This window comes from Endozoicomonas sp. Z74, from assembly GCF_057680865.1.
On record NZ_JBLYZI010000051.1, the window covers coordinates 15,383 to 39,262 of the forward strand.

A 23,880-nucleotide genomic window follows, 5' to 3' on the forward strand; every position below is an offset into this window, starting at 1 on the left:
GGTCTCTCCCTTGGTTTTTCATGCTCTTGTATGGGTGGACTGCACAGTATTGGCAGCATTATCACAGGCTGTAGTCAGGGCTGATTGTGTGATGGTGTACTCACCGCTTTTTTTCACTTCTGCCTGGCCAACCCGGATACTATCGCTTAACTCCACCATGCCGTTGACATAATTGACACAGATGTCAGAGGGCAGGCGTGTATGTTGTGCTGTAAAGCAATCGTTGGATCCTGTGCAGGTAGTCGATTCAAATGTCAGCTCTCCGCCAAAGGGGTTAACCAGCGTAGTATCATTGGCAACCATGGTTTTTGGGGCTGCATTTAATTTGATCACCTGCTCCGTACTGAGATCAGAATAATCTCCCTGATAGCGGTATTTTTGCCGGATATTTTTAACAGTTTCCTGAGTCTGGGATACCATAATGGATGAATTCGATTCACTGACCAAACTCTGAGCTGTAATAAAAGCGGCTAACCCCAATCCAGTGACAACAAAGATTCCGATACCAATTTCATTACTCACGAAGCCTTTCTGTTTTCTCATAACAACACACTCCACTAAGTTATTGTCTTATTTCTGTAATAAATGCCTTTTGGACTGCATTAGTGGACATTGCAATATAGCCGTTCGAGCCGGCCATCGTAATGACACCAATCAAACCAATTGACATTGCCAAAACCTTGATAAAGGAAACCGTTTCATCAAGCGATTTTTCTCCGATTTGAATGATTTTTTGTCCAAACACTTTTAAGTGAGAAAAATCTTTGATGTAACCACAGGTGTTTCTGCTGAATAAGCCGCAGTCCAGAGCATCAGGAACCCGCTCATTATTTTCCAGCCGGTCAATCATGACCTCTAGGTAAGAGGCCAGATAAGCAGGAGCGTATTCCTGTAAGCGACGTATCGCTCTCGGGAACGAATCCCCACTATTGATCAAATCCCCCAAGGCAATCAGAAAGATGCTGCCCTGTATTCTCTTCTGAACGCTCCAAGGCGGTAGCCGATCCAACACATTACGCAGGCGGCAGCGACTCAGCTTGAGTGTTGTGTAGACAAAAACCACTAAGAGGAAAAAACCAGCCAATATGAAGTGGTTGTTCTCCACCAATATCAAATAGGCGGTGTGTAACGGTTGAGTCCACTCTGGCCATTGATGCCAGGGGAGGAATCGATCCATTTCCGGGACGGTTTTATCCAGGATGAAATAGAACAGCATCAGGCTCGAAATCACAATGTAGAGTGGATAGGCCAATGCCATACGTATGGATGACTTGGCCTCCGCCCGCCTCTTTGCAATATCCCGAGCCCTAGCAAATCCTTTGTGAACCTGGCCTTTAGTGCTCGCGGACTCGATCAGGGCAATTTCATCCGGTGGAAACAACTTGGCCATGGCCTCCAGAGGCGGCAGGTTATTGGCTTCGATCTCATGAAGTATCGCCTCAAACACCCGATACTCGCTGTCTGAGTCTTCCTCCTTCCTGAACCGGATACGCTGAAGCACATCGACAATGGATGGAATTGACTGACAATAATTTTCCAACAGGTCGTACAAGGCCGCCCGACGTTTGTGATTGGCCTTGATGTCCGCTATATGCTGTTCAACCCTGAAATTACTGACCCAGGCTAATGCGGAAACCATCTTCCTGCCTCCATGTGTGAGTGAACTCCATAAGAAGCAGTGGGCTCAATTCACCATACCGCCATTCAATGTGCTCAGGGCAGATCAAACCACTCATCATGTTTCTCAGGCCATGGTATAGAGAGGTCTCGATGGCATCGCCATACCCGGCTTCATCACCCGCCCTTACCCATTCCAGGTAGAAACCTCTCTCATCCTTGCGTTTAAGGCAGTCACGCATTTTTTTATTGGGACGCACCATTTCCATACAGACAATGGAGCCGGAAATACCACGACCAGAGCACTGTTCACACCCTTCCTTGTTATGAAAATGAACGCCAGAAAGGTCTGTCTTCAACAGGTTTAATCGCTTTGTAATGGCTTTACGGTTGAGGCTGGAAAGCGGTATTTTGCAGTGATCACACAGCCTTGCTACCCGCTTCTGGTAAATCAACCCGTTAATGAAATTGCCCGATGATATTACATCCCGGGACAGCCCTTCCCCTTCAAGGCGGGTAATAATCTCATAGGGCGAATCCGTGTGGATCGTGGTATACACACCATGGCCCGACAGTACCGCACGACCAAACAGCTCTGCGGTCTGGCGGCTTCGTATTTCACCGATATAGATCCGGTCCGGGCGCATCCGCATCAGCTCTTTTACCGCTTCCACATAAACATCCGTTTCACCTGAAACGTCCTCGCCCACATGGTGTTGCCTGGCTCCCTTGATGATGTACTCCGGGGGCGATTCGGCGGTACGAATCTGTATGCCCGGGTTATCTCGAAGTTTTTCCTCAACCATCACTTTGATTGACGTTGTTTTACCAGAGCCTGTTGTGCCTGAGCAGATGATGGCGCCCGATTCCCGGTTATTGATCTCACGAAGCAGGCTTGTCTGACTGTTTGACAGACGAAGGTCGTTGTAGCGACTGAAGCCACCTGCATCCGACAGGTTCAACAATCGGAGGGCAAAATCGCACCCTTCTGGAAAAGAAGGTTTGGACTGATAGCGAATCCGGATTTTCTGGTCATCCCAAATACCATCACCAGCAGCAAACTGCGCCTTCTCAAAGGAAAAAACGGGATCTTCCACCACGCTCTGGTCCGCAATGTTCTGATAGAAGTGGCGCATCATGCTTTCAGCCTCAATGCGAGGAATACCCCGAACGGACCGAACAATGGTGTCGATATCAAACTTGATGTTATAACGACCATTGTTGTTGTCGATCAGAATATCCGAAACCCCCTGAGACACGGCTTCCCTCATCATCTGGTCAAACAGGATCTGATCTGCCGCCGTAGAGGCCTTTGCACTAGCCCCTTTGGAGCCATCCTCCTTCAGCATTTTGATAATGGAGCGTTCTACCACAACCGTATCAGCAATGGAGACGCGTTTGCTGTGGCATGAATTGACGGCATTAAAAAAAGCCTGTCCCCCTTTGACTTCCGGGGCACAGACAATATAAACGCTCTTTGACTTAGGAGGCCCGATCAAGGCCACGTCATCGGCTACCCAAAAGGGAAGCGGTACAAGGCCTCCGTGTTCAGACTGGATTACCGATTCCCGGCCACACTGTTGATGCAGTTCTTCAAGGTGTTTAACAATGGTCATCGGATTCGCCTCGGGTCAATGTTCAGCTGCTCGCTCTGGGAGTAGAACTGCCGTTTTTCATCTTCCACCGATGCAATGGAGCGCATATGCAGGGTTTGCACTTGCCGGGTCGAAACACTTCGAACCTTGATGTGATTGCTCCCGATCTCCACCAGGTCAAACCCTCGGGGCAGGCGTTCACCGACCTTGTAATAGTTGGATGCCCCTTTGTAATAGATTTTGGCCTCTTGCTTATCACCTGCTGAGAACAGGCCGACAAAATTCAACCGGTCAACGTACTCCTTGATTCCTATACTGCCACTGCGTTCCATTAAAAAATCAAACTCCGTTGGCACCACCTCTTTCTTTTTCTGGACTGGATTAACCCGTTGCTGTGCCGCTTCCTTGATCTCCTGCTGTTGTCGTTGGTACTCGACCTGGCCCTGTTTAATCAGGGCATCCACGGTTCCCGTGCTCTGTAGCTGGGCAGCACTGGTTACCGGCACCAGGACAGACAAAAAGAGAAGCAGCTGTTTAGAATTTGCTAACATATTCACCCCCAATAACCCAATCTGCGCTGATCGTCTGCTTGTTGTATATGATCTTGATCTTCAGGGATTGGCCGAAGTAGACCGACGGGTTCAGTTTCAGTGCTGCATCAACCAGAATATTCAGCCCCTTTCCGTTCAACTCCCAGGTTCCTTTGGCATAGGTTGGGAAATCAATGCTTTGTTCGACACCAACAGGCGATGGACTGACCTTTGGACCTGGAACCGGTTTTTCGATGGAAAACTCCATTCCAGGTACTGTTCTCAGTAATTGCAGGACGCTCACATGCTGAAGTTTGAAATCATCGAAGCTGGGTAGCTGTATCAGTTCTTTCTCGACGTCATTGAGGCTGAAACGATGTTCAACATAATTAACGATGTTAATGGTTTGCTTGACCTCATCCGGATCCTTCATACCAAAGGCACCGAGATATCGCACATTGAAATCCAGGGACTTGAAAGTGCCATAGCCACTGTTTCGCCAGGTGATTGTGCAATGAGGTTTCCGTGCTTCACATTCAAACTCATTGAAAAGCCAGCCACCGGTCTCAAGAGGAATCTGGTTGATGGTTGTCAGTAATGAGGAAATCCAGTTATCCAATGGGTAATTGGAAGCAATCTGGTTGTAACTGGTGACGATACTATCCCGCTCCCAGGAAGCCTGAGTAGTCCATTGGTCTGCCTGTTTCTGTTGCTGAATATCCCTTACTGAACCTCCAAGGATACCGGACTTAACCATTAGCAAGCCTGCCATCAGCAATAAAACCACCCCGGCTCCCTGTGGGGCGTAGTTCAAATACTTTTTGGTTTGTCGGCTTAAACCGTATTCAGCGGTCAGTCGCTCTGGGCTGAACAGTCTTTGGAGCTCCATGGGAGAGGATGGTTCATGAACAGAGTGTTTAGTGCTGAAGCTCGGACCGGCATAGACCGGCAGTACATCATAGACACTTTCAATCTGCGTAATAATGGCCTGGGCGGACGCTTCATCGCATACCTGGTCGTAACCACAGACCGGCTGACCATCGGAGATAACGAGTACCCAGTACTCATCATCCTCAAGAGGGAAAACAAACACCCCCTTTTCATAGAGTTTCGCAACCAACAATGCGCCTGAATAGAGCTTCTTGCTCGCCTTGGAGCCATTATAAAACCCGGTCAGGGCAATATTCTGGGAAGGAACTCTAACCCCGAATGAGCCCCCACATTCAGAGGCAGCCCTTGATATGGCTCGCTTATCCCCGGAAGCATGGGCATACCAGTGCATACCAACCGCAATGGGCCTGCCGTTGACCTCCAGGAGTCTGGACTTACCGATAGCAGCCTTTGAGTTTTTTGTCGTATTGGTCGGCATAGGGTCTCCTAACGTATCCTTGGAGAGCCAATGATCAGCACCAGTTCTCTGGACCCTTCAGCCGCCTGGTTTCCACCGAGCAGCATGTTGTCCGGGGCAAGAGTACCGGCATTGTCCGTACTGTTCCGCTTGATCTCAAACGTAGCCAGTACCCGGCTTTCCCCTGTGCGCATTTGCAGGGTGCTAATTAGGTCTTGATTGGTGGTTTCTGGCAGTTTGATGGTCTTGTCCGACAGAACGATCTGTTCAAACCGGGCCAGATCCTGTTGACTGAGCATCAGATCAAGGGAAAGCGATTCCTTGTCGTAGATGTTTGGTAAAAAGACAATGCCTGTACCGGTAAACAGAGAATTGATTTCCGCTGACTCGGAAGTGCCTATATCCGGTGTGTTGGTGGTGGTCAGGTTGCCCAGATATCGGATCGTGCCGCCGTTTCTGTAGTGATACGGTTTGTAGTTACTGATAATTAAATCGGATGTAATCGAGCTGGTGACTTCACCTCTCTCTGACAAGGCATCAATGAAGATTTTGCTGCCTTCCCACCGACCACTGAGAATTTCACCACTGATACTACTGCTGCTACCACCCGGTCTGGATGTTTGCAGTCCTAATGCCTCATCAAGGCTCTTGTAAATCAGGTCATAAGACAGTCCGGCAACATCACTGGCCTTCACTTTCAGGCTGATAACATTCAGTCGCATATGCACTTCCAGCTTCAGCATTCGGTTCAGATCCCGGATATATGCCTGAACTTTATTGATCACCTGCTGGTTATCATTGACCGTCACCGCACCCGTGGCATGGTTGATAATGATGGTTCCATCCTCGGTGAGTATGTTCTTCAGGGATTCCGTCAGGCTGGACCAGAAATTGGGCTGTATGCTGACTTCAATAGTCTGGTTGGATTCCCCGCCAGAGGATGATTCTGTGCCTGAGTCACTGGTATTTTTACTGAGGCTGGTTGCTTTGAAATCAGAACTGGTGGTATGCACATAAAAGGTTTTGCTGTCGTAATAGTACAGCTGCACACCCTGGCCTTCAGTGTACTTCCAGCTAATGCCCAGTGTCGCTGTCAGATGATCAAGAAACTCTCTCATCGTGACATTCTTCATATTGGGTCGGTACGGAGCAGTTGGTATGAAGTCTTTGGTACCACTTTGTGTACTGGACTGATTAGTGCCGGTTGTATAGTGGCTAGAGTTACCCTGCCCCTTGTTGGCTTCGGCCTCCTGATCAATGAGTTCGTGGGCCCGGGCAATCTTGACACCGGTTTTCAGGTTCAGGAAGGAAGCAATTTGTTCCAGAGTCATCGGGTCCGGATTCACAAACGTGTACTTTGTTTGTGTGATGGATGCCGGCAGTATGGTGCTGGACTTGACGGTTTCGGTTTCAACCCAGATCCCATCATCAATGGTCACATTGAACCCGTGGTCCAGAGACATCCCGCTGTCAGTCACCTGTTGGTGGAGCTGTTCTGCCCGGGTACTGGTTTCAGTGATGCCTTCTTTAATAACCGGGGTGTTGACGGCACAACCTGCCAGCATCAGGGCCAGCGGTGTCAGTAACAAGGGCTTTCTCATCGGGCGGCTCCCGTGTTGGTGACGACGAGCGTTTTATTGCCCTGTTTAATGATGAAATCGAGGTTGATCGGGTTTCGAGGGGCGGTTGCGTAGGCTCTTTTTACTTTGGCCAGCACCGCCTCAAAGTCAGAGGTAAACTCATGATCTGAAGCAATCGGGATCTCAATGACATCCCCTTCCTGATCAAAGACATACCAGACAAGCTGGTTATAACCCGCATCTTCTACCCAACGTCGAAGTGATGTCTGCAGGGTCTCACCCGCATACCATTGGTAAGTTGGCCGGATTTCAATTTCAGGAACGGGGGCCACTTCAATGGCGGCAGAATCCAGCCCTTCCCCGACAGCCGCAAGCAACATCTCAGGCTCCGATGCATCGTCCCCCAGCTCATTTGCTTCAATCAAATCCTGGTCGCTGATTTCCTCAGTGCTGGCCAAAAGGAAAACATCATCATCAAGTGGGTCAATATCCGTTTTATCCTCTCCCTCTTCATAGGCAATGGCCGCGTCATGGGCTTCAGAGACCGTGCTGGATTTGGCTACATCGATCAGGGCTTCCTCAGCAGGAACAGAGTTCAGAAACCGGTAGTTAATTCCATCCCGGGTGACGTAACGGTTCAGCGTCGTAGTTGCCAGGCTGCCATTATCAACCGGGGCGATCATGTATCCGGACTCATCCATCTTTTCGGCTTTCAGCAATTGATAACCATCAGCCTCAAGTTTTTCCCGTTCAGCGGCGGACAAGGTGTAAGGGTCAGAGACAATCACATAGCGATTGCTCTCATACTGAGACAACAAACTATCCAGTGTCTCATCACCCGTCGATATGGGGGGTTGCTGAGTCGTCACACAGCCTGACAGCATGGCTGCCGATACCCCGATGATAATTGGCTTTATTCGCACGGTTCCCGTCCCCTGATTCTTCTGGTCAGCTCTCTCTGCGTCTGAGTGTCCATTCGTATGGACGCAGGGTATAGGGACATTGTGAAAAAATTCAATAAACAATCGTAATTCCAAAATTTATGATTTATTTTTAATCAATATAAGAATTTGATGGGTTGCTTTTTTCCGTAGGTTTCCCGAACCACACCTTCAAAATCAACGCTGACAAAAAACAGTTTTCCTGTTCCGGAAGGGGTTGGCATTTTGATGGAGATGTCTTTTCCCCGGTAATCACTTTTGAGAATCAGGTTTAACTCTTCCTTCGTTTCTACAAATCGATCTCTACCAAAATTCTTGATCTGGATCATTTTCTTTCTCCCTTCTTTATGTTGCTGCAAAGTATGGTAGAACGGTCACCAGTACCTTTCGTCCATTCTCCGGGACTGTCACAAAACAGGTATTTCCGTTTTTCCAGTACTCCGCATTCTTTTGGTGGCTGATCAATGCCCGGTTCCGCTTTCGCCCATCAATACTGACGGGGTTCATATCGCAGTATCGAAGCAAATTGATCAGAATTGTCGTGGCCACGCCGATGGATTTGTCGGCATGGAAGCGCTCCTGGAATCGTTGGGTGGCATGTTCAGTCAGTTTGATGTCACCAATACAGGTTTTCTCTGTCTCTACAGGACATTTATTGATTACCAGTTTTTTAACGACAGGGACGTGCTTTATTAAGGATTTGTCGTGTTTTGTTTTGATTCGGATTCCTGGAAATCGTGTTGTCAAAAAACGAGCAAATGGATTGGCGTCCAGTTTTGTTGACGATTTTCGAACCAGTTTTTTGATTGCGCCCTGAGAGCATTGCAAAGCAACATTTTCAGCTGATGGGTTTTTGATTATTTCCAATTCCGTCAGCACATGACGTATAACAAACAATTCAGCAACCAGTTTCTGGTTTTCTGTCTGGATCCGGGATGTCACTTCAAAAGCTTTGATATCGCTCCTGTCAGATTTCATTGAACAATAAACGGTGTGACAATGGTTATCCGCTTCAACGGTTAGGAAAGAAAGTACAGGAAACATGGAGAAGCCCTCTTGTTGGTTTGTTTTGTTGTAGGGGCACTATCTCACGAAAGTCTGCTATTTCAACTTTTGGTTGAAAAGTATGCATACCCGCCCCGAAGGGCGAGCTGCATTGGTTCAAACAGCCCATTTTCGATGATCATTCTCAAAGAAAGGCTTGCTTCCATAACGGCTATACATATCTGCCCAATCAACCGATTTCTGCTGAAGCATCAGCGGACCGGGTGGGGGTAAACGAATCTCTGACTCAATACCCACCTCCCACAGACGATTTTGCAGTTTATGCGCCGCCCTTTGGCCGGCAGAGCCTGTATCCGTGAGTTCACCATTGCGCATGATGAGATTTTCACGGTCACAGTCCGCCCAGATAACGACCTTTTTTACCCACTCAGGAGGGGTAAAGTTGGCCATCAGTGTACCGGTCAGGGTTGACCAGCAAACCATATGGGTTGCACAAGTGACACACAGTGCTGTTTCAATACCTTCCGCAACGCCTATGACCTCTCCCCTCCAGTTGGCTGGTTGCAGCCGAATGGCGCTCCCTGACAACGATTGGTCTACCGGTACAGGCATAATGCGTTTGGGCTGATCAACAGGCGCCTTGCTCCCATCCAGCGTTAAAAACGTTCGATGGAGGGTGACACCTTTTCCTCTTGGATCTCTCACAACAGCGAGTAATCCAGGGAAATGGCGATTTTTACTCCCTTTCTCCTTGTATTGGAGCGAACTGTGCAGTGCCAGGTCGGGAATATCCCAGGGCAACGGAAAACAGCGTCTCCGGGCCAGATAGGACATGGCCGGTTCAGCCTCAACAGTATTGAGATCATGGGTTTGTGACCAAAGGCGATTCAGCAACTTCCGCTGCCGTTGCGCTTTTTCAGCCTCATCATCATGTTCCTTCTTGCTGGGCTTAGTTACCTTCCTGACTGTTGGTTCTGTTATTACAGAGCCGTTCAACCATTTGGAAACTTCGTCATGGGCTTCAGGAAACTTCCAGTCGTTCACCCACATCAGCAGGTTAAATCCGTCTGGAAAACTTCCTTCTGCATTGGATACCCCTCCCCCGGTTTGGGCAGCATCCTTATAAAGTCGGAACCCGTCTGTGTTCCCAGTCCCGATAGGACAGGGTACATGACGGCCAAGATTGGCAATCGCAGGCTGAAGTGCGGGAGCAAGATCATGCAGGATCTCAAGCCACTTTCCAGCCGCCTGGTCTTTCGTCTTTCTGCTGTCTCTCATTTCCGTTACTCCTTACTGGGTTTCATCGGGTACATAGCGAAGCGTGACCCCGTTGAACAAAGGGCTCATCCCTTCACCGTCCCATTCCTCTGAAAGGTCTGGAATTTGTGGAACATTTATCCGCATATAAGGCACCCATTGGTGCCAGGCATACTGGTACACGATGGCAAAAAAGTGTTTCCCCACTTGCTCGAAGGTGAGTCTTTTTTTCCTTACTGGCTGATTGGCCATTGCTCTTTCCCTACAGGTAAGAGACTGAAGGCACATACCTCCCCTGTCGGGGCATATACATGCCCCAGTCGGGGTTGAGTTGTATTAAGTGTCAGAGCGCAAGGGCAAACTGGAAGCCACCATCTACCTCCACCCTTTCGGGCTCAGGTGAACGGATAAACAACCGGTCTGCTTCTGCTCTGGTTTGGACAGGACAGACAAATACCTTGTCATATAATGACGGGCTGGAAGGGTTCCCCCTTATCTGCCGCCATTGTGTCCTCAAAAGATCTCTGAACGAGAATGGGTCAATACCGAGACTCAAGGCACAATTCATGAACGAGAACGGCGACGTTTCATCGTCGCTCTCTATCCAGAACCATACCTCCCGGCACTCATCAGGGTTTACTTTCCGCATCCTTCCTGCGGCATTGGATAGTTGGCTACGCACACCAAAAGCGGTCTGAATAGCATCGTTAAACACAGCCTCACTCAGCCTGGTATACCCGGTTTCCGTCAGATCACGAAACTCATCGTTCATATGATCCTCCGTGCGACCTCAAAGAGTCTGGGGCCCAGGTCGTTGAGCTGATCTATGGCTATGTTGTGGGTGAAGTAGTTGGCCATGGCGTCCGTCTGGATACCAATGCCAACCAGATGAACGCCGGAACGCTCCATATCGTTGATAATCTTCTTGACGATTGGCCCGTTGAACGGATCACCATCAGAGAGCACCAACACGACCTTCCTTTCGCGTTTGCCCTTCCTGAGTTCTTTTACAGCCCAGAGCAGAGCTTCCGCCAGAGGGGTTCCTCCGTGTGGTTTGATCTGGAAACGCCCCAGATTCCTGCGAACCGGTTTACCCAAATAATTTAACGGTCCGACGGCTGATTGAGCCCCCGGGAAGGTAGCTGCACAGACATCAACACCTCGAATATCACCCAATGCCAGGGCAAGGGAGGCTGTCGCAGAGTTGCAGATGGTGTCTCTGCCCTGTTGCGTCATGCTGCCGGACGAATCCAGCAACAAACAAACATCAGAGTTGACTGCCCTGCGTGGAGACTCGTGAGAAAAAACCCTCAAGTCCCCCACCAATATCCGATCCAGACGGCGGGTATTGATATGTTGCCCATTGGCGGTCTCGTAGTTGCGCCGCAACTGTTGAGACTGAACCAGACCGGTCAGCTTTGCTCTCAACTTGGAAGCGTTGAGCACCCCGTCATTGATCTGACTGACGTTACCCATTTGAAAAAGGCGTTCGTCATAGCTCAACTCCGGGTAGTCCAGGTGGTCACCAGAGGTGTCTGCGTTAGCTTCCAGGATCGCTCTAAGGATTTCTCCCTGATCACTTTCCAAGTCGCTGTTGCTGGCATTCAGCGCGGCCCTGCACGCTTCATGCTTGTTGCCATTTCCAGCACCACTGGCCGATTGGTTTTGGGAGGAATCCGACGAATCGCGCTGGCCCCCGCTACCTTGCCCAGTACTACTGTCATTACCGTCCATTCCAGACTGAGACCCGGAGTTTGAGTCTTGCCCGGACTGAGATTGGCTATCATCCTGCTTCTGGCCACTGCCCCCTTGCCCATCATCATTGCCGTTGGCACCTGAATCCGATACCTGGGTTTGGTTGCCCGTGCCCTGCCCTTGCTGGCCATCGCCAGGGTTGGACTGGGATTGTTGCTGTGGTTGCTCCTGATCCTGCTCCTCATCTTCAGGTTCTTCAGGGGTAATGTGTTGTTCTACCAGTGCCAATATTTCTTTGGTCAGCTGGTTTACGTCACCGGTCGAACGGACACCCGGTAACCTTTGCCTGATCAGATTCTCCAGCTCACTGCATAATTTCTTTGGAAACGTCTGGTCAAATAAACGACGGGACGCATCCAGGTCTTTTTGCAGGAACCGTTGCTCTCTGTAAACGCAGTACAGCCAGTCATAGAGGTAACTGAACAGGACTTGCGCCGACTTTTCCTTCTCCTCGGAACTCGGTTTGTAATTACGTTTCAGGTAATCATTCACGTCATCCATGGTGAAGCGAGTCCCCGGCAGCTCCTCAATCAGGGCGTTCTCAATCCGGATATCTTCGATCAGATTCTGAATTGAGATCCCCAAAGGAGGCAGGCCAACAAAGTACTGTTTTTCTATATCGGAATACTTGACGTGAGCGGCTTCATGGGACAAATAGCCCCACAAAACGCTCTTCAAGTCCGGATTGGCTTGAATATCCAGGTTCGGAACCTGAATCAACTCACCATTGGTGCAGGCCTTTGTGCCTCCAACCAATACCTTTACACCCATGTCATCGCCATAACTGGCCGCAACAATGGGCAAAGCATTAAAAATGCTGTTCATGTGGATCTCCGAAGTTGAGTGAGGGGCTTGCGAGAAGCCCCGGAAGTGAAGGGTTAGAACCAGAAGCTGCCAGAGGCCGGTTGCACTATTTCCTGTTCAGGAATCAGAATGTCCGGCCTGGGTTTGGGCATTGGCTGTGGTACAGGTTGTGGCACTGGCACCGGTTCAGGCACAAGTACAGGGTCAGAGCATTGCGGTTGTTCCTGGACCTCTGCTTGAATCACAGAAGGTTGAGGAGCGCTTGCAGCGGGTTGAGTGTTCGGTTGAACACCAAGTGGTGTTGCAGGCTGTCCAGGAGAAAGACTCCAGACGTTGCCTTGCTGGTTCAGGATATCCATCAACCGATCCGGGCTCATGAGAGCCATCAGGATGTTGGTTAACAGAAGATGCTCCTGCGAGCCCTGGATAAGACCACCGGATTTAGGGAACCGATTTCTGAGTTCATCCATAACTGAAAGAATTTTTAAAATCCTTCCATCCCCAAAACTTAAAAGTTTTAGTTTGCTATAGACAGACTCGAACGGCTGGTTCAAAAACCTCTGGGAAACCTTGGCCTTCCCGGAGATCGAGTTCTCCCAAAGCTGTTTTACATCCTTGGAAACATCATCCAGAAGACTGTCTGCAAACTCTTCCGAGTCTGGCAGGTTGTCCCCTGAAATCTGGTACAGCGTGTAATCGAAACGAAAAGCACGCTCCACATCTTCCGCCGGGGTGGGGTTAACGTGGTGCTTAAAGTTACTGGAGATCCAGTTCGCAGCATCCTGATGATAGGTACTGAGAAGATTATGGACCTCCTGTTGGTAAGTTGCCTTCCACTGATCCAGGCTGTGCTGGAGTTCGTCGATAGCAGATTTGTGAATGGCAAAGGCTCCCATCATTCGTGCCCCCACGCTCAGGCAGCGCCTGCTTGCGGATGTTCGAATGGTTTGGAAAACCTTCAACTTTTCTTTGTCGTACACAAACTTGTTGCCAAGTCGTGCTGACTTTTTGGAAGGCAGTTCCCCACCTTCCCCCAGTTTAAAATCCCGCTCAGTCAAAGACTTCTGTCCAGACCAGGCACGGATTTTCAAGTGCACAAAAGTACACTCATCGATGTATTCCATGATGGAGCTCCATTAATGGTTTTTTGAGTTAGGGTGTCGGCCGACAACCAGGGTGAGGGAACACAGTCAGAGCTGTGCTTTATGGAAGATGAGTCTACTTTCCGAAGGAAAGCCACAGTAATTTCAAGACTCGCACACTGCTTTTCGTACCATGGCAGGCATGGTGACGAAACCGGGTTTTCCTCTGCTGACTGAGTTCAGCCAGTACAGGGAAACCCGCCACATCAGCAGCGGTGTTGGGTGAGTGGGTTAAAACCAGAACGAATCAAGGCTTCTGATTTTGGTCAGGTCGAAACAGCCACCTATTCTCTCGAAGAAAATACCGTGGTCCGTTTTCCCATAGACCTCATAGAATCCCTGTTTTTCCCATTCAGAAATCACAGATTTCAGTCGCTCTGGAGTAAAGGTATGCACTTCCTGCATTACGATCAGCTTGCCATTAGGCGTATCCCAGGAGGGGTACACATGGTATTTCGATCCATCAACCAGGCGGAGCATCAACAGGTCATCCCCTTTTTGGAAAAACCGCTCAGTCTCAGTGGCCATAACTGCCTTCTTGTTATCGCGAAAAAGCCAGGCACCCAAAGGTGCCCGGGTCTTCTGTCCGTTGAATTAAAGCGTCTTATCCAAGATTTCCTGCGCTATTCGACGCAACGACTTCTTGAAAAGCGACTCCCAAACCGGCTGTTGGTCAATATCGTTGATATAGGCCAAAGCCAGATTTTGTTTCCACATTGGGACTTTCAGGTTATCAAGCTGGCTACAGTAGAAGGCAACGCCTTCGTCTATATCCGGCTTGACATTGAAATACCGGTCCGGAAACCGAAGGTATTCGCCCTTCATAAGGGCCAGGTTAAACAGCCCCACAAAGTGTTCAATAATCGCTGTATCCAGCATCTAGGCTGTCTCCATGCGAAAGCAAACAAAAGCAAGGCACCCAGGGGCGCCAGGTGCTTATGCTTGTTAAGTCAAAACCAGAAAGAGCTTCCGTTATTCAACCTGGACAGGTCAAAACTGGGAATCGCCTCTGCCCTGGGATCCGGTGACGGTCTGGGTGGAGGCACATCGGGATCTCCTTCCACAAACCGTAACTGCTCATTGATGTGGCCATTGATAGCCTTGTACCCCTTGCGCAGTTTCTCTCTGATACGCTTCTCACGTTCCGCATGAGGATTGGAACATTCAATGCTTTTCGTCCTCAATTGGTCGTAGTAGCCTCCGTAGTACACCACCACTGACGTGGGGGAGTTGATGTCTATGCTCCAGATTTTTCTTGGTCCGGAAATTTTCTGAAACATTAAACACTCCATTACGCAGCCTCCCTGTTCCAGCCAGCACCAAACTCATCCTGAGCCCATCGCAAGATGGCTTCAGCCTGAGCCGGTTCCGCCCTAAACAGCAACGCCCTTTCCAGGGCATACTGGAGAGTGTTCGGTGCTCCTTCATAGACTTGGGTCAGTCGAGCCCAGCGGATCAGTGTCCGTGTGCTCATGGTTATAGTGAGGTGAGTATCGCTTGCCCCCTCGGTATCAGAGAACGCTCTGCGAATCCGATTGGCTACCGCAATCATCTTCTTTGCCAGCGGTTTTGCCATCTGGAGTTCAGGCACCAAACGATGAAGAATTTCTTCCTCAACGTCCGGATCCTGGTAACCACATTGAGTCATCCGAAAGCGATCCATTGCTGCAATATTTTGCTGCAGAACGCCTTGGTAACCTCCTGTAGTATCTCCGGCACCGTTTGAGTTGGCGGTAGCCACAAAACGAAATTCAGGGTGTGGCGTAATGACTTCCCCCGTTTCCGGGATCGTCAAGGAACCACCCTCAAGAATGTCATTCAATGCCGCAACTTCACTGGGGTCCATCAAATCCATCTCGTTGAGAATGAACAGATAACCCTTCTCCATTGCCGTAGACAATGGCCCCTTGATGTACCGCATGATCGACTGTCCCTGTCCATTATCGACAAGAGCCATTCGACCAATCATTTCCAGCACCTGCATTCTGCCATGGGCAGTAACACTGGTTGTTGGCCATTTCAGCCGGTTGGCCACCTGCATGGCAATCGACGTCTTGCCACAACCGGTTGGACCGCACAGGTAGAAGGCATCCCCGTCAGGAGAGCCCAGAAAGGCAAGCAGATCCCGTAAAACCCCCTTTGGAAAGACATAGTTGCTGTCTTTCTTGGGAATCAACGGGTTGCTCTCGTCCATAAACCCCAACACTTCCATGGCTGCCGGAGCATCAATATTGAAAGTTTGGGCGACCTGGTATCGTTGAATACGCATGTGTGTGCCTCGTTATCCGTCGTTAAAAAACAGAGACACAGACTTACCCTGGGGCAAATGCTGTAGCCCCTGTCGGGTGAGTGGTTTGAATGAAAAAGCGTTAGAACCAAGCTCTTACGGCAACATCCGTCCGATCATGGTTCACAGCTTCAGGTTGTGGAATGACAAAGTAATCTGGATCACTGCTGATCCGGACACCCTGGGTTGACTTGCGGCGGTATGCCTCAAGCAAGGCATCGTCAACCTGAAGCTTCTCGGCGAGCAGCTTCTTGTAGTCGATGGAACCCGACTTCTCAAAGCGAGTTACCTTAATGCCGGCATAGTCGGCCCTCTGGAACTCCCCCATCAGCGAAGTCATCAGTTTCTCCGCTTGTTTCATGTTGGTTTTCAGAGCTTTTGCTTCCGCCTCAAGCTGCTTCACATGTCGTTCAGCAAGTCGATACACGGATGCAGCCGCCAACCATTCCTTCTCCTGGTCAGCCGTGACCGGTCTGAACAAATCCCTTTCGGGATCAAGAGGAGGCTCGATGTTGTCTTCAATCATTTTCCAGAATTCACGCCCCTTCTGAAGCATTTCTTCAATCAGGGTCTGGTCCCGCTTAATGATGAAGTGAATGGGTTCCCTCTGTTCGTGAAAGAACACCAAATACCCGGATTGCGCTTCAGTCACGAGCAACTGATGCTGAACCTGGTAATAGTAGAGATGGTAGGCCGAGCTGTGGCACTGAAATTGTTCAATTTCATCAAACACCTTCTCAGATGGCGCTTTCAACTCAACCGGTGTTCCTCCTCCGGTCACCCCATCAAAGGATGCCCTGAACAGGGGATCACCATCCCACTCTGCACAAACTGGAAGCAAAACATCGCCGAAGCAGTCCTCCATCCATTTTCGTGCAATGGGTTCCAGTCGATTTCCCCTTTTTACATTCGGGTTGTTGGAAAGATCAGGCGGCTGGATTAAACCAGTCTTCTGAGCCCACAGGTCCCAAGGCGTTGAGTATGGACTCTTCCCCAGGATGACCGCACTTTCAGTGGCCGAAATACCTTTCTTTCGCCAGGCAAGCCACTCATCAGAACCCTGAACCAGGTCAATGATTTTCATTAGAACCTCCATGCAACAGATAAAAAGATGGAGGCTCCCCCTGGGGAAAGCCCCCAAAGGGTAATGTCCTTGCGGACGGGTTAGTGGGTTGAGCAGGCTGCTTGATGGGCCTTTGTCAGTTCAGACATGACATAATCCTGCTCATCGCCTTGCCAGCTTTGTCGTGCATAATCAAAGCACGTGTCCCAGGCTCCAGAGTCCTTGGCACGACCAACCAGATTGGCTGTGAACTCAAACAACTTTTGGCTGGGAGTAAAGCTACCCTGTTGCCCCATTGACTGGGACTGGGTTGCCGGTGCTGAAACGACCTCATATTCAGAGGGGATCGGTTCAGGTTGTTGAACCCCCTGTTCCTGTAACTGATTACCCGTCAGCTGACCCATCAGGTCTGGCTGAGACTGGTGCTCAATCATGGAAGTCTGTGGCTGTCCGAACATTTGTCGTGATTGCGACTGAATGGGCTGTGTTTCCACAACTTCAGCCACGCCCATATCCTTTTCTTCCTGCTCACGAATGCGAGAGGCCTCATCAGGATCGTAAATACCAGCAAAACCGAAGGCCAGACGGAACGCCTGAATCATCGTTTTATGCCGCAAGAACCGTTTAGGGTGGGTTTGCCAGGGCCCGGTAATCGTATATGGCCCCCGGTTACCACTCTTCTGAACGGCTGGTTTGTATACCTCATCCAGATACTCCCGGACACAGAAAGGCTTCGATCTGTCTTTTCGATACACCGTGCATTCCATGTACTCAGGACAGGGTTTGGTGAGTTCATCCATCTGAATAATGTTTTCTGACATGGTAAATTCCACGCCATCAAACTGAGGGTGCTCATTGGCAATGCGCGACCAGCCATCGACACCGACAACTGGAACAATCCCCCCATTCTTGTCCGGAAATGCGTAGATCTCCTTGGTCCAGGGGTTCAGTCCATGCTGATCAGCAACGACCAGCAAGGCCATCATCTGTACATCGGTTGGCTGCTTGTCTCCATTGGAGAACGCGGTCTGCTTCAGGGCATCAAAGAGTTGGTTCCCATCTGCAACGCCAAATCGTTCTGCCAGCCGGTTGATCAGCCCTTGTTTTTCCGTAGCCATCGTATGCTCCTGTAAAAAAATGACAGGGCATACCACCGGGGTATGCCCCGGTGGGGTAGTGTCTCAGCCTCAGAAAATGGGATCTTTGGCTTGCGTGTAACAATCCGGTTGCCGGTAAAGCGATGGATTCATCTCCCCATGGGCCTGTTGTTGCCCTTGTGGAGGTTGTTGCTGATAACCGTTGGCCGGTTGTTGGGGTTGATGATTCCGCTGTGGCTGTTGAGCCTGGCGGACCGGTTGTTGTTGGTAGCTCTGCTGCCGTTGAGGCTGTTGAGGCTGCAACTGCTGGTTTGCTTCCTGAATGTACTGGTTACCCACCTGTTGAGCCTCTGAAGGCTGTTTCTGGTGGTTTCCCGTCGGGTGGCCAAGCATTTTCAGCTCATTGGCAATAACTTCGGTCTTATACCGGTCATTGCCCTGCTGATCCTGCCATTTGCGAGTCCGTAAACGACCCACAATCATGACCGTATCCCCCTTATGAAGGTACTGTTCAACAACATTAACTAGGCCGTTAAACACGACCACAGAATGCCATTCGGTATCCTCCATTTTTTGACCATTCTGTTTATAGGAATGGGTGGTGCAAACGGAGATGTTCGCTACCATCTTGTCCGTATTTGGTATGGCCCTGACTTCAGGGTCATTGCCCAGGCGCCCAATGAGGGTGAGTTGATTGAACATGGATTGCTCCTTGTTGTTTTAGTCGTGTGCAGACAGAGCTGCAAAAGGTTAAAGATGGATCAGTGCCTACTGGCATCTCGCCTATCTCATGATCCGCAAGGCGATTTCCAGTGCCCAAAGGTGGGCTCAGGAACCGTGCTTTCCGCTGCAATCCAGGGTGCAATAGCAACGGAAAACAGGCTCTTATGAGTGAGTAAAGAAATTTGGAGGGGGAACAGGCAGGGACTCCCCGGGGGGGGGAGTGTGGTGCTGTTAAGATTGAACCTGCTCAATCAACGCATTCACACGCTGATAAAACTGGTCAAGAATGCCCTGTCTTTCTGCTCTATTTTTGGCGATCAAATACCCCATCATGCCGAGGGGAAAATGATCAATAACCAGCAATAAAGCTTCCATTTTGGGTTCGAGTGGAAAAGGGCGAATGGCTGATTCTTTTGAATCAATGTCAATGCCGCTGATGTTGAAAGAGGTCATGGTTTGCTCGTATTTTGTACGGAACCATGCCCATCGGGAGCTTGGTCCCGAAGGTGGAGGATGTGAGAAAGTGTTAAGGGGTCTTTGAGTCAGGCTCATCAATCCACTTATTAAACTTTTTTATGAGTTCTTCTCTATGGTCATGGCCATACCTAACGGCGAGCCCGAAAACAATGTAAAAGAGAGCTAAGCACAGCATTGCAGTGAATAAAGGACTCATTTCAAGCACTCTCTTAGGTGTTTTCAGGTCTTGGAATCCAGTTCCTCAAGCTTTTTATCAAGCTTTTGAAGAATCGCTTCCCTATGGTCAGCCAGATACCGGCCAGAGATGCCAAAGACGATCAGGAAGACAGCTATGCCCAGCATTGCTGAGAATAATGGACTCATGGCTCTATCTCCCCTTTCTTTGTTCTTTCCCTGAATATAGCCAAACCAATGATCTCAAGCAATACGCCTAACATCAAAAGTTTGAAGGATTCATCGGAAGTTAAATGATTGAGTTTGTCGCTCAATAATTCAACAATCCCAGTCCCCATAAAGACTAATGCTACTTTTCTGATATCTTCAGAAAACTGATTGATCCGATCTATTGTAAATGTCGCAACGATACATCTAACAACCTTTACGCCGAATTTCTTGGTTCTTTTGAACATAGGCACTCCTGTAACCTGAGCACCTACACCCTTCCGGGATAGCGTGCCCGGATATGGGTGGATAAAAGTGAAATAACAGATCAGAATCGCACTTCGAATGAAGGCGATGTATAAGTCTGCACGTTTGAGAGTTATAGAGCGGAGAGTCCGCTCAGTGGTTGAGAAAGGTCAGCCAGTCGGTTCAACAAATGTCTATACCGATGGTTTTCCCTTTCAGCCTTTGTGATCACCAGACTTGCCTGCGCACCAATACACAACAAACAAAGCAACCACGCTTGAAAACGTTCCGCCAAATAGCAGCAAAAATCCAATATTTATTTTTGCCTGGCCCTTTTAAGCCGACTATCAATGCTGGCTTCCCAGTTATTAAGCTTCTGCTGCAGCGCTTCTCTACGAGGGTATGCGTAGATGGCGCAAATGGCGACCAACGATAGCCCTGAAGCCATTATGAGTATCACAACAAATAGTGGGCTCATAACGAGCGATTCCCTTTTGAGTGTTTTTTATTGTCGGTCTTCCCAGCGTGCCAGTAGACAACGCCGACCATGGCAAATGTAAAAATCAAGCCTGCAAGCCAGATCCAAATACCCATATGCCCCCTTGTTTTTCTGGTAATAGAGCTTGCAATCAGTCTAGCATCGCAAAAACCATTACACATCCCATGGACCTAATCTCCAGAGTGGTTGAATGTAAACCGGTCACAAACCAGCAAGTTGGAAGATGGATCGACACCGTGAGGTGCTATGGCAATTTCACGATCCGCAAGCCACTTTTCTTGCCACACAGGGCGAAGAAACCGGGTTGCCTCTGATGCCGGAACAGCAGCACAGGCCAACAGGCTTCAGCCGGGGCAAAGTGGTGGGTGGGGTGGAGTGAAAATCAGGTGCAGGAAAACGCCGGGGTGAACCGGGCAAGCGAGGAGCGTGTTTGGCTGACCAAAAGAAAGGTCATTGTTGAGTGAGGTCGTCTTTCAGAAGCCGTCTACCGCGACCGTCGGCTTCGTACATATCTTTTTACACCTGAAACGCCGTGGGGTCAACGCAAATTGCTGTCCACAATTGTTGTGCACAACCCGGTGGACAATCTCTGGAATATTCGGATTTTAGCAACAGTCAGCGGCTTTTTTCTCACTGACTGTTTTTTGTACGATTCAAGCAAACAGAGCCATCTGTTGCTGTTGTTGCTGAGCGGCAGCTTGCTGCAAACACGCTCTTCTGGCCGCTGCCAGTGCAGGCACAACAGGTTCATCAGACAGTGTATTGTGTGTTGCATGGACAACAACGTTCCAGTTTTTCGCAGGGTTCGGGTCAAGAGCATTGCCCTGATAAAACACCACTTCACCAAAACTGAGGTTGTGGGCCAGCCCATTGGCAAGCATTTGAACCGGGGCCATCTTGGAGCAAAGTAGATCGAGGTCGCAGCCAGTAAAGGAGTATGTGATCAGCTCATCAGGCCCCATTTCAAACTGAACGCAGTGTGCAGCTGCCAGCAGCATCACCCCTGATCCAGAGGTCGGATCACAGACCCTGGTCAAACCATTCGAGTTCTTCCTGTCGTGAATGGACTGCATTCTGGCCATCATCAGCGCAATGTTCCAGGGCGTGAAATACTGCCCCAGCCCTTTTTGTTGGCATTTATACGCGAGTTCCATATAAACAGCCCCCAGGATGTCATGGAAGGCCGGGAGATCGGCCACAGCCTGCATATATGAGGCCAGAATCGGTTCAATATCTTCTCTTTCCTGATCCTTCAAATACAGATTAGGTATCCCCATCTTTTCCAGAATCGAATCGCAGAACACTCGCAACCAGCCACTTGCGGAATGAGGTTTCCCATGAAGTTCCAAGAATCTTTTGGTCAGGCCATTAATGGCTTTTTGTTCTATTGACATGTTGCCCCCTCTCTTTGAGGCAGCATCTCACAGCTTTTCGGTTTATCAAGTTTTGAATAGATTTCGATCAGCCAGGTGGCTCAATGGAACCATTATTTTGTGCAGAAAACCAAATACAATTGACAATCTCATCGTTTTTATTTATCCAAAAAACACGAGTGGCTGACGTTAGAATGTCGGATATATCCATCAAAAAGTGCGTTAATGACCATATTGTTGAATATTTCCAACAGTGACATACTCCCAAACAGGATTTTTCTCTCGTCTTGTGTTGACGGGAACCTTGATAGACAAGTTTTGGTGCCTTCAACGATGCCGCGCGAACCTCAAGAGCGCAGACATATCGCCCTGATCTGCCAAGCGCAACGCTTGAATGTATTCACTTCTGCTCTTGGATTGCTTTCCAAGATCAGATTTGCCCCATTTAAAAAAGGGTTGGCCTATGGCTTTGGCCAGGAGGTCAGCCATTATCCTGGAGTGACGCCCGTTGCCATTTGGAAATGGATGTATCCAAACCATTCGATGATGTAGCCTCAAACAGATCTCATCTGGCGGATAGGTACCGAATTCTAACCAGCTACAAGCATCATCACAGAGGTTTCTGAGGTTGACAGGGACCATTAATGGAGGCGTATTCCCGATATTAACCTCATATTTCCGGAAATGTCCTGCCCAACTCCAGGTACGATTGAAGAGCTTCTTATGGAGCGTGAGGCAAAAATCAACCGTCAGGAGATCCTGGGTTTTTTTCCTGCCACGCATTGCCCAAATCAGACCTTGCTGGATATTGGCAGACTCGAACTGATCCAGTTGCCCCCTTGTAGATATCCCCTTTGGTATTAATCCATTTGCATCATCTGGAGTCAGAGGCGTTGCCCCTAAAGGTAATTCATCATTAATCATGGGGTCTCCCAAAAGTCCCTTGGCCAGCTTCGCAGGTATTCCTCAGCGAGTCTTTTTGTGTTTTCACTCTGAAATTTAATATCCGTTCCCTGATCCTCAAGCTCCATGTGCCGTTCTACGTACTGGTTGAGCGCATTAGCCTTTTTTAAAGCCTGTTTTTCTCTCATAGCAACAAGAGATTGCTCTTCGGGCATGAGTACATAAACCACTCTACACCCCAGCCCTTCAGCTGCTTTTTCCAAGGTCCTTAGCGAAATAGAACCTGCTGCTTCATTCTGCTCCATCAGAGTTACCCCCGACTGAGAAAGCCCTATCCGGTCACCCAGGACACGAGCACTCATTCCCAGAGCTGACCTTATGGTGCTAATCCACCCCTTGGAAGGCTTGCTCAAATCCATCATGGAACGAACCTTTCCAAGGGTTTCATCAACCTGTTTTAGATTCAGGTCCTTATCCCATTTCATTAGCTATAACCTATTTTATTTAAATATAAGATGAGTTATAGCTGATTATAACACCAATTATAATAAGTAATCGCTGATTAATATTTTCTTGTGGCTAGAAAAATCTGCTTTTATTTAGCGTCGGCTGCCGACGGCATAGTATAATGGTATTGAAATTACAGGTAGTGGAGTTTTTGTCCTGCGATGACTGAGAAAACTCAAGTTGATGGCACTCAGGAACACAGGCCCAGGGGACGTAAGCGGGTTGGCATTGTTCCCGACGTAAACCCGGACGGCAGTGAGAACTACCAGGGCAACACCAGTAGCTTCAAGATTGTCCTGACCAGCCTCATGAGGGACTCCGAGCGACTCCGGGGTGCCCTGAAAGCCATTGACCAGGTGGATTCGGCACAGAAGGACTTTGCAAACCTGCAACAGTCTTTTTCCTGTGAAGATGCAACGAGCCAGATCGCCCTTTCTCAAGCGTTGGACCAGTTCTGTCTGCACTACCTGTCTGACTGCAGGCGTGGCCCGCAAACTCACCAAGCTGGCACAACAAAGGCATCAAAATTTGACATCCTCCCCCACCTAATTTCGGTGGGGGATTCCCGTTAGTCACCCAACAGGCTTCCTGATTCGACACGCCTTCCCTAGATAGCTGCTTACTGTTAACACCAGCCCTTAATGTCCCCAAATCACCAGTTTGAGATGTCCCCTCGATTAACCAGGCCGACACCTGTAGTGAGCAAACAACAGGGAAGCGGCCATGATCAACCGAGAGGACTGGATCATG

General features: G+C 49.3%; 29 protein-coding genes. 2 read left to right on the forward strand and 27 right to left on the reverse strand.

From position 1 onward, the window contains the following. Positions 1 to 18: 18 nt before the first annotated feature. The 24 genes from ACNRUY_RS15050 to ACNRUY_RS15165 all read right to left on the reverse strand — a co-directional run bounded on the left by ACNRUY_RS15050 (position 19) and on the right by ACNRUY_RS15165 (position 19,850). Positions 19 to 522: a type 4 pilus major pilin gene (locus ACNRUY_RS15050; protein WP_488112463.1), complete on the reverse strand. Its 504-nt coding sequence runs from the start codon at positions 520 to 522 to the stop codon at positions 19 to 21. Positions 523 to 562: 40 nt separating this feature from the next. Next, complete coding sequence (locus ACNRUY_RS15055; RefSeq protein WP_488112464.1) at positions 563 to 1,552, reverse strand: type II secretion system F family protein; 990 nt, start codon at positions 1,550 to 1,552, stop codon at positions 563 to 565. A gap of 58 nt (positions 1,553 to 1,610) precedes the next feature. Continuing rightward, on the reverse strand, positions 1,611 to 3,233 hold the full coding sequence (locus ACNRUY_RS15060) for an ATPase, T2SS/T4P/T4SS family (RefSeq protein ID WP_488112465.1): 1,623 nt from the start codon (positions 3,231 to 3,233) through the stop codon (positions 1,611 to 1,613). Further along, a complete protein-coding gene (locus ACNRUY_RS15065) occupies positions 3,230 to 3,763 on the reverse strand; it encodes a hypothetical protein (RefSeq protein WP_488112466.1) in 534 nt (177 codons plus the stop codon). The genes ACNRUY_RS15060 and ACNRUY_RS15065 overlap by 4 nt, the downstream gene beginning before the upstream one ends. After that, complete coding sequence (gene pilO2, locus ACNRUY_RS15070) at positions 3,747 to 5,111, reverse strand: type 4b pilus protein PilO2 (RefSeq protein ID WP_488112467.1); 1,365 nt, start codon at positions 5,109 to 5,111, stop codon at positions 3,747 to 3,749. Before pilO2 ends, ACNRUY_RS15065 begins: the two co-directional genes overlap by 17 nt. 8 nt (positions 5,112 to 5,119) lie before the next feature. After that, positions 5,120 to 6,691 carry a secretin N-terminal domain-containing protein gene (locus ACNRUY_RS15075; RefSeq protein ID WP_488112468.1) on the reverse strand — a complete coding sequence of 524 codons (1,572 nt, stop codon included), beginning with the start codon at positions 6,689 to 6,691 and terminating at the stop codon, positions 5,120 to 5,122. Beyond that, positions 6,688 to 7,593, reverse strand: coding sequence for a TcpQ domain-containing protein (locus ACNRUY_RS15080; protein ID WP_488112469.1), 906 nt, complete (start codon positions 7,591 to 7,593; stop codon positions 6,688 to 6,690). Before ACNRUY_RS15080 ends, ACNRUY_RS15075 begins: the two co-directional genes overlap by 4 nt. Before the next feature lie 134 nt (positions 7,594 to 7,727). Next, positions 7,728 to 7,940, reverse strand: a complete 213-nt coding sequence (locus ACNRUY_RS15085; protein ID WP_488112470.1) for a hypothetical protein — start codon at positions 7,938 to 7,940, stop codon at positions 7,728 to 7,730. 16 nt (positions 7,941 to 7,956) lie between these two features. Beyond that, positions 7,957 to 8,655, reverse strand: a complete 699-nt coding sequence (locus tag ACNRUY_RS15090) for a hypothetical protein (protein ID WP_488112471.1) — start codon at positions 8,653 to 8,655, stop codon at positions 7,957 to 7,959. A gap of 117 nt (positions 8,656 to 8,772) precedes the next feature. After that, positions 8,773 to 9,894, reverse strand: a complete 1,122-nt coding sequence (locus ACNRUY_RS15095) for a DUF7146 domain-containing protein (protein WP_488112472.1) — start codon at positions 9,892 to 9,894, stop codon at positions 8,773 to 8,775. Between the two features lie 12 nt (positions 9,895 to 9,906). Further along, positions 9,907 to 10,125 (reverse strand): hypothetical protein, encoded by a 219-nt coding sequence (locus ACNRUY_RS15100; protein WP_488112473.1) that lies wholly within the window; start codon positions 10,123 to 10,125, stop codon positions 9,907 to 9,909. Between the two features lie 91 nt (positions 10,126 to 10,216). Continuing rightward, complete coding sequence (locus ACNRUY_RS15105) at positions 10,217 to 10,645, reverse strand: hypothetical protein (protein ID WP_488112474.1); 429 nt, start codon at positions 10,643 to 10,645, stop codon at positions 10,217 to 10,219. After that, positions 10,642 to 12,453, reverse strand: coding sequence for a vWA domain-containing protein (locus ACNRUY_RS15110; protein ID WP_488112475.1), 1,812 nt, complete (start codon positions 12,451 to 12,453; stop codon positions 10,642 to 10,644). The genes ACNRUY_RS15105 and ACNRUY_RS15110 overlap by 4 nt, the downstream gene beginning before the upstream one ends. 53 nt (positions 12,454 to 12,506) lie before the next feature. Then, positions 12,507 to 13,556 (reverse strand): DUF3150 domain-containing protein, encoded by a 1,050-nt coding sequence (locus tag ACNRUY_RS15115; protein ID WP_488112476.1) that lies wholly within the window; start codon positions 13,554 to 13,556, stop codon positions 12,507 to 12,509. Between the two features lie 249 nt (positions 13,557 to 13,805). Beyond that, positions 13,806 to 14,102, reverse strand: a complete 297-nt coding sequence (locus tag ACNRUY_RS15120) for a hypothetical protein (RefSeq protein WP_488112477.1) — start codon at positions 14,100 to 14,102, stop codon at positions 13,806 to 13,808. Between the two features lie 66 nt (positions 14,103 to 14,168). Then, positions 14,169 to 14,453: a hypothetical protein gene (locus tag ACNRUY_RS15125; protein WP_488112478.1), complete on the reverse strand. Its 285-nt coding sequence runs from the start codon at positions 14,451 to 14,453 to the stop codon at positions 14,169 to 14,171. Positions 14,454 to 14,524: 71 nt separating this feature from the next. After that, on the reverse strand, positions 14,525 to 14,854 hold the full coding sequence (locus ACNRUY_RS15130) for a hypothetical protein (RefSeq protein ID WP_488112479.1): 330 nt from the start codon (positions 14,852 to 14,854) through the stop codon (positions 14,525 to 14,527). Between the two features lie 11 nt (positions 14,855 to 14,865). Continuing rightward, positions 14,866 to 15,843 (reverse strand): AAA family ATPase, encoded by a 978-nt coding sequence (locus ACNRUY_RS15135; RefSeq protein WP_488112480.1) that lies wholly within the window; start codon positions 15,841 to 15,843, stop codon positions 14,866 to 14,868. Between the two features lie 100 nt (positions 15,844 to 15,943). Further along, a complete protein-coding gene (locus tag ACNRUY_RS15140) occupies positions 15,944 to 16,945 on the reverse strand; it encodes a YqaJ viral recombinase family nuclease (protein ID WP_488112481.1) in 1,002 nt (333 codons plus the stop codon). A gap of 80 nt (positions 16,946 to 17,025) precedes the next feature. Next, entirely contained in the window at positions 17,026 to 18,042 is a 1,017-nt protein-coding gene (bet, locus tag ACNRUY_RS15145; protein WP_488112482.1) for a phage recombination protein Bet, read from the reverse strand. 69 nt (positions 18,043 to 18,111) lie between these two features. Further along, entirely contained in the window at positions 18,112 to 18,723 is a 612-nt protein-coding gene (locus tag ACNRUY_RS15150; protein WP_488112483.1) for a single-stranded DNA-binding protein, read from the reverse strand. A 252-nt stretch (positions 18,724 to 18,975) separates the two neighbouring features. Next, positions 18,976 to 19,296 carry a hypothetical protein gene (locus ACNRUY_RS15155; RefSeq protein ID WP_488112484.1) on the reverse strand — a complete coding sequence of 107 codons (321 nt, stop codon included), beginning with the start codon at positions 19,294 to 19,296 and terminating at the stop codon, positions 18,976 to 18,978. A gap of 144 nt (positions 19,297 to 19,440) precedes the next feature. Then, a complete protein-coding gene (locus ACNRUY_RS15160; RefSeq protein ID WP_488112485.1) occupies positions 19,441 to 19,584 on the reverse strand; it encodes a hypothetical protein in 144 nt (47 codons plus the stop codon). Further along, on the reverse strand, positions 19,581 to 19,850 hold the full coding sequence (locus ACNRUY_RS15165; RefSeq protein ID WP_488112486.1) for a hypothetical protein: 270 nt from the start codon (positions 19,848 to 19,850) through the stop codon (positions 19,581 to 19,583). The genes ACNRUY_RS15160 and ACNRUY_RS15165 overlap by 4 nt, the downstream gene beginning before the upstream one ends. Before the next feature lie 720 nt (positions 19,851 to 20,570). Here ACNRUY_RS15165 and ACNRUY_RS15170 point away from each other — a divergent pair. Beyond that, complete coding sequence (locus ACNRUY_RS15170) at positions 20,571 to 20,726, forward strand: hypothetical protein (RefSeq protein ID WP_488112487.1); 156 nt, start codon at positions 20,571 to 20,573, stop codon at positions 20,724 to 20,726. Positions 20,727 to 21,000: 274 nt separating this feature from the next. Here ACNRUY_RS15170 and ACNRUY_RS15175 read toward each other — a convergent pair whose 3' ends face one another. From ACNRUY_RS15175 to ACNRUY_RS15185, 3 genes are all read right to left on the reverse strand, one after another. Continuing rightward, positions 21,001 to 21,741, reverse strand: coding sequence for an N-6 DNA methylase (locus ACNRUY_RS15175; protein ID WP_488112488.1), 741 nt, complete (start codon positions 21,739 to 21,741; stop codon positions 21,001 to 21,003). Between the two features lie 306 nt (positions 21,742 to 22,047). Next, positions 22,048 to 22,644, reverse strand: coding sequence for a mobile mystery protein B (locus ACNRUY_RS15180; RefSeq protein ID WP_488112489.1), 597 nt, complete (start codon positions 22,642 to 22,644; stop codon positions 22,048 to 22,050). After that, a complete protein-coding gene (locus ACNRUY_RS15185) occupies positions 22,641 to 23,108 on the reverse strand; it encodes a mobile mystery protein A (protein WP_488112490.1) in 468 nt (155 codons plus the stop codon). Before ACNRUY_RS15185 ends, ACNRUY_RS15180 begins: the two co-directional genes overlap by 4 nt. A 183-nt stretch (positions 23,109 to 23,291) precedes the next feature. On the opposite strand from ACNRUY_RS15185, the gene ACNRUY_RS15190 reads away from it, so the two are divergent. Next, a complete protein-coding gene (locus ACNRUY_RS15190; protein ID WP_488112491.1) occupies positions 23,292 to 23,702 on the forward strand; it encodes a hypothetical protein in 411 nt (136 codons plus the stop codon). The last annotated feature ends 178 nt before the right edge of the window (positions 23,703 to 23,880 follow it).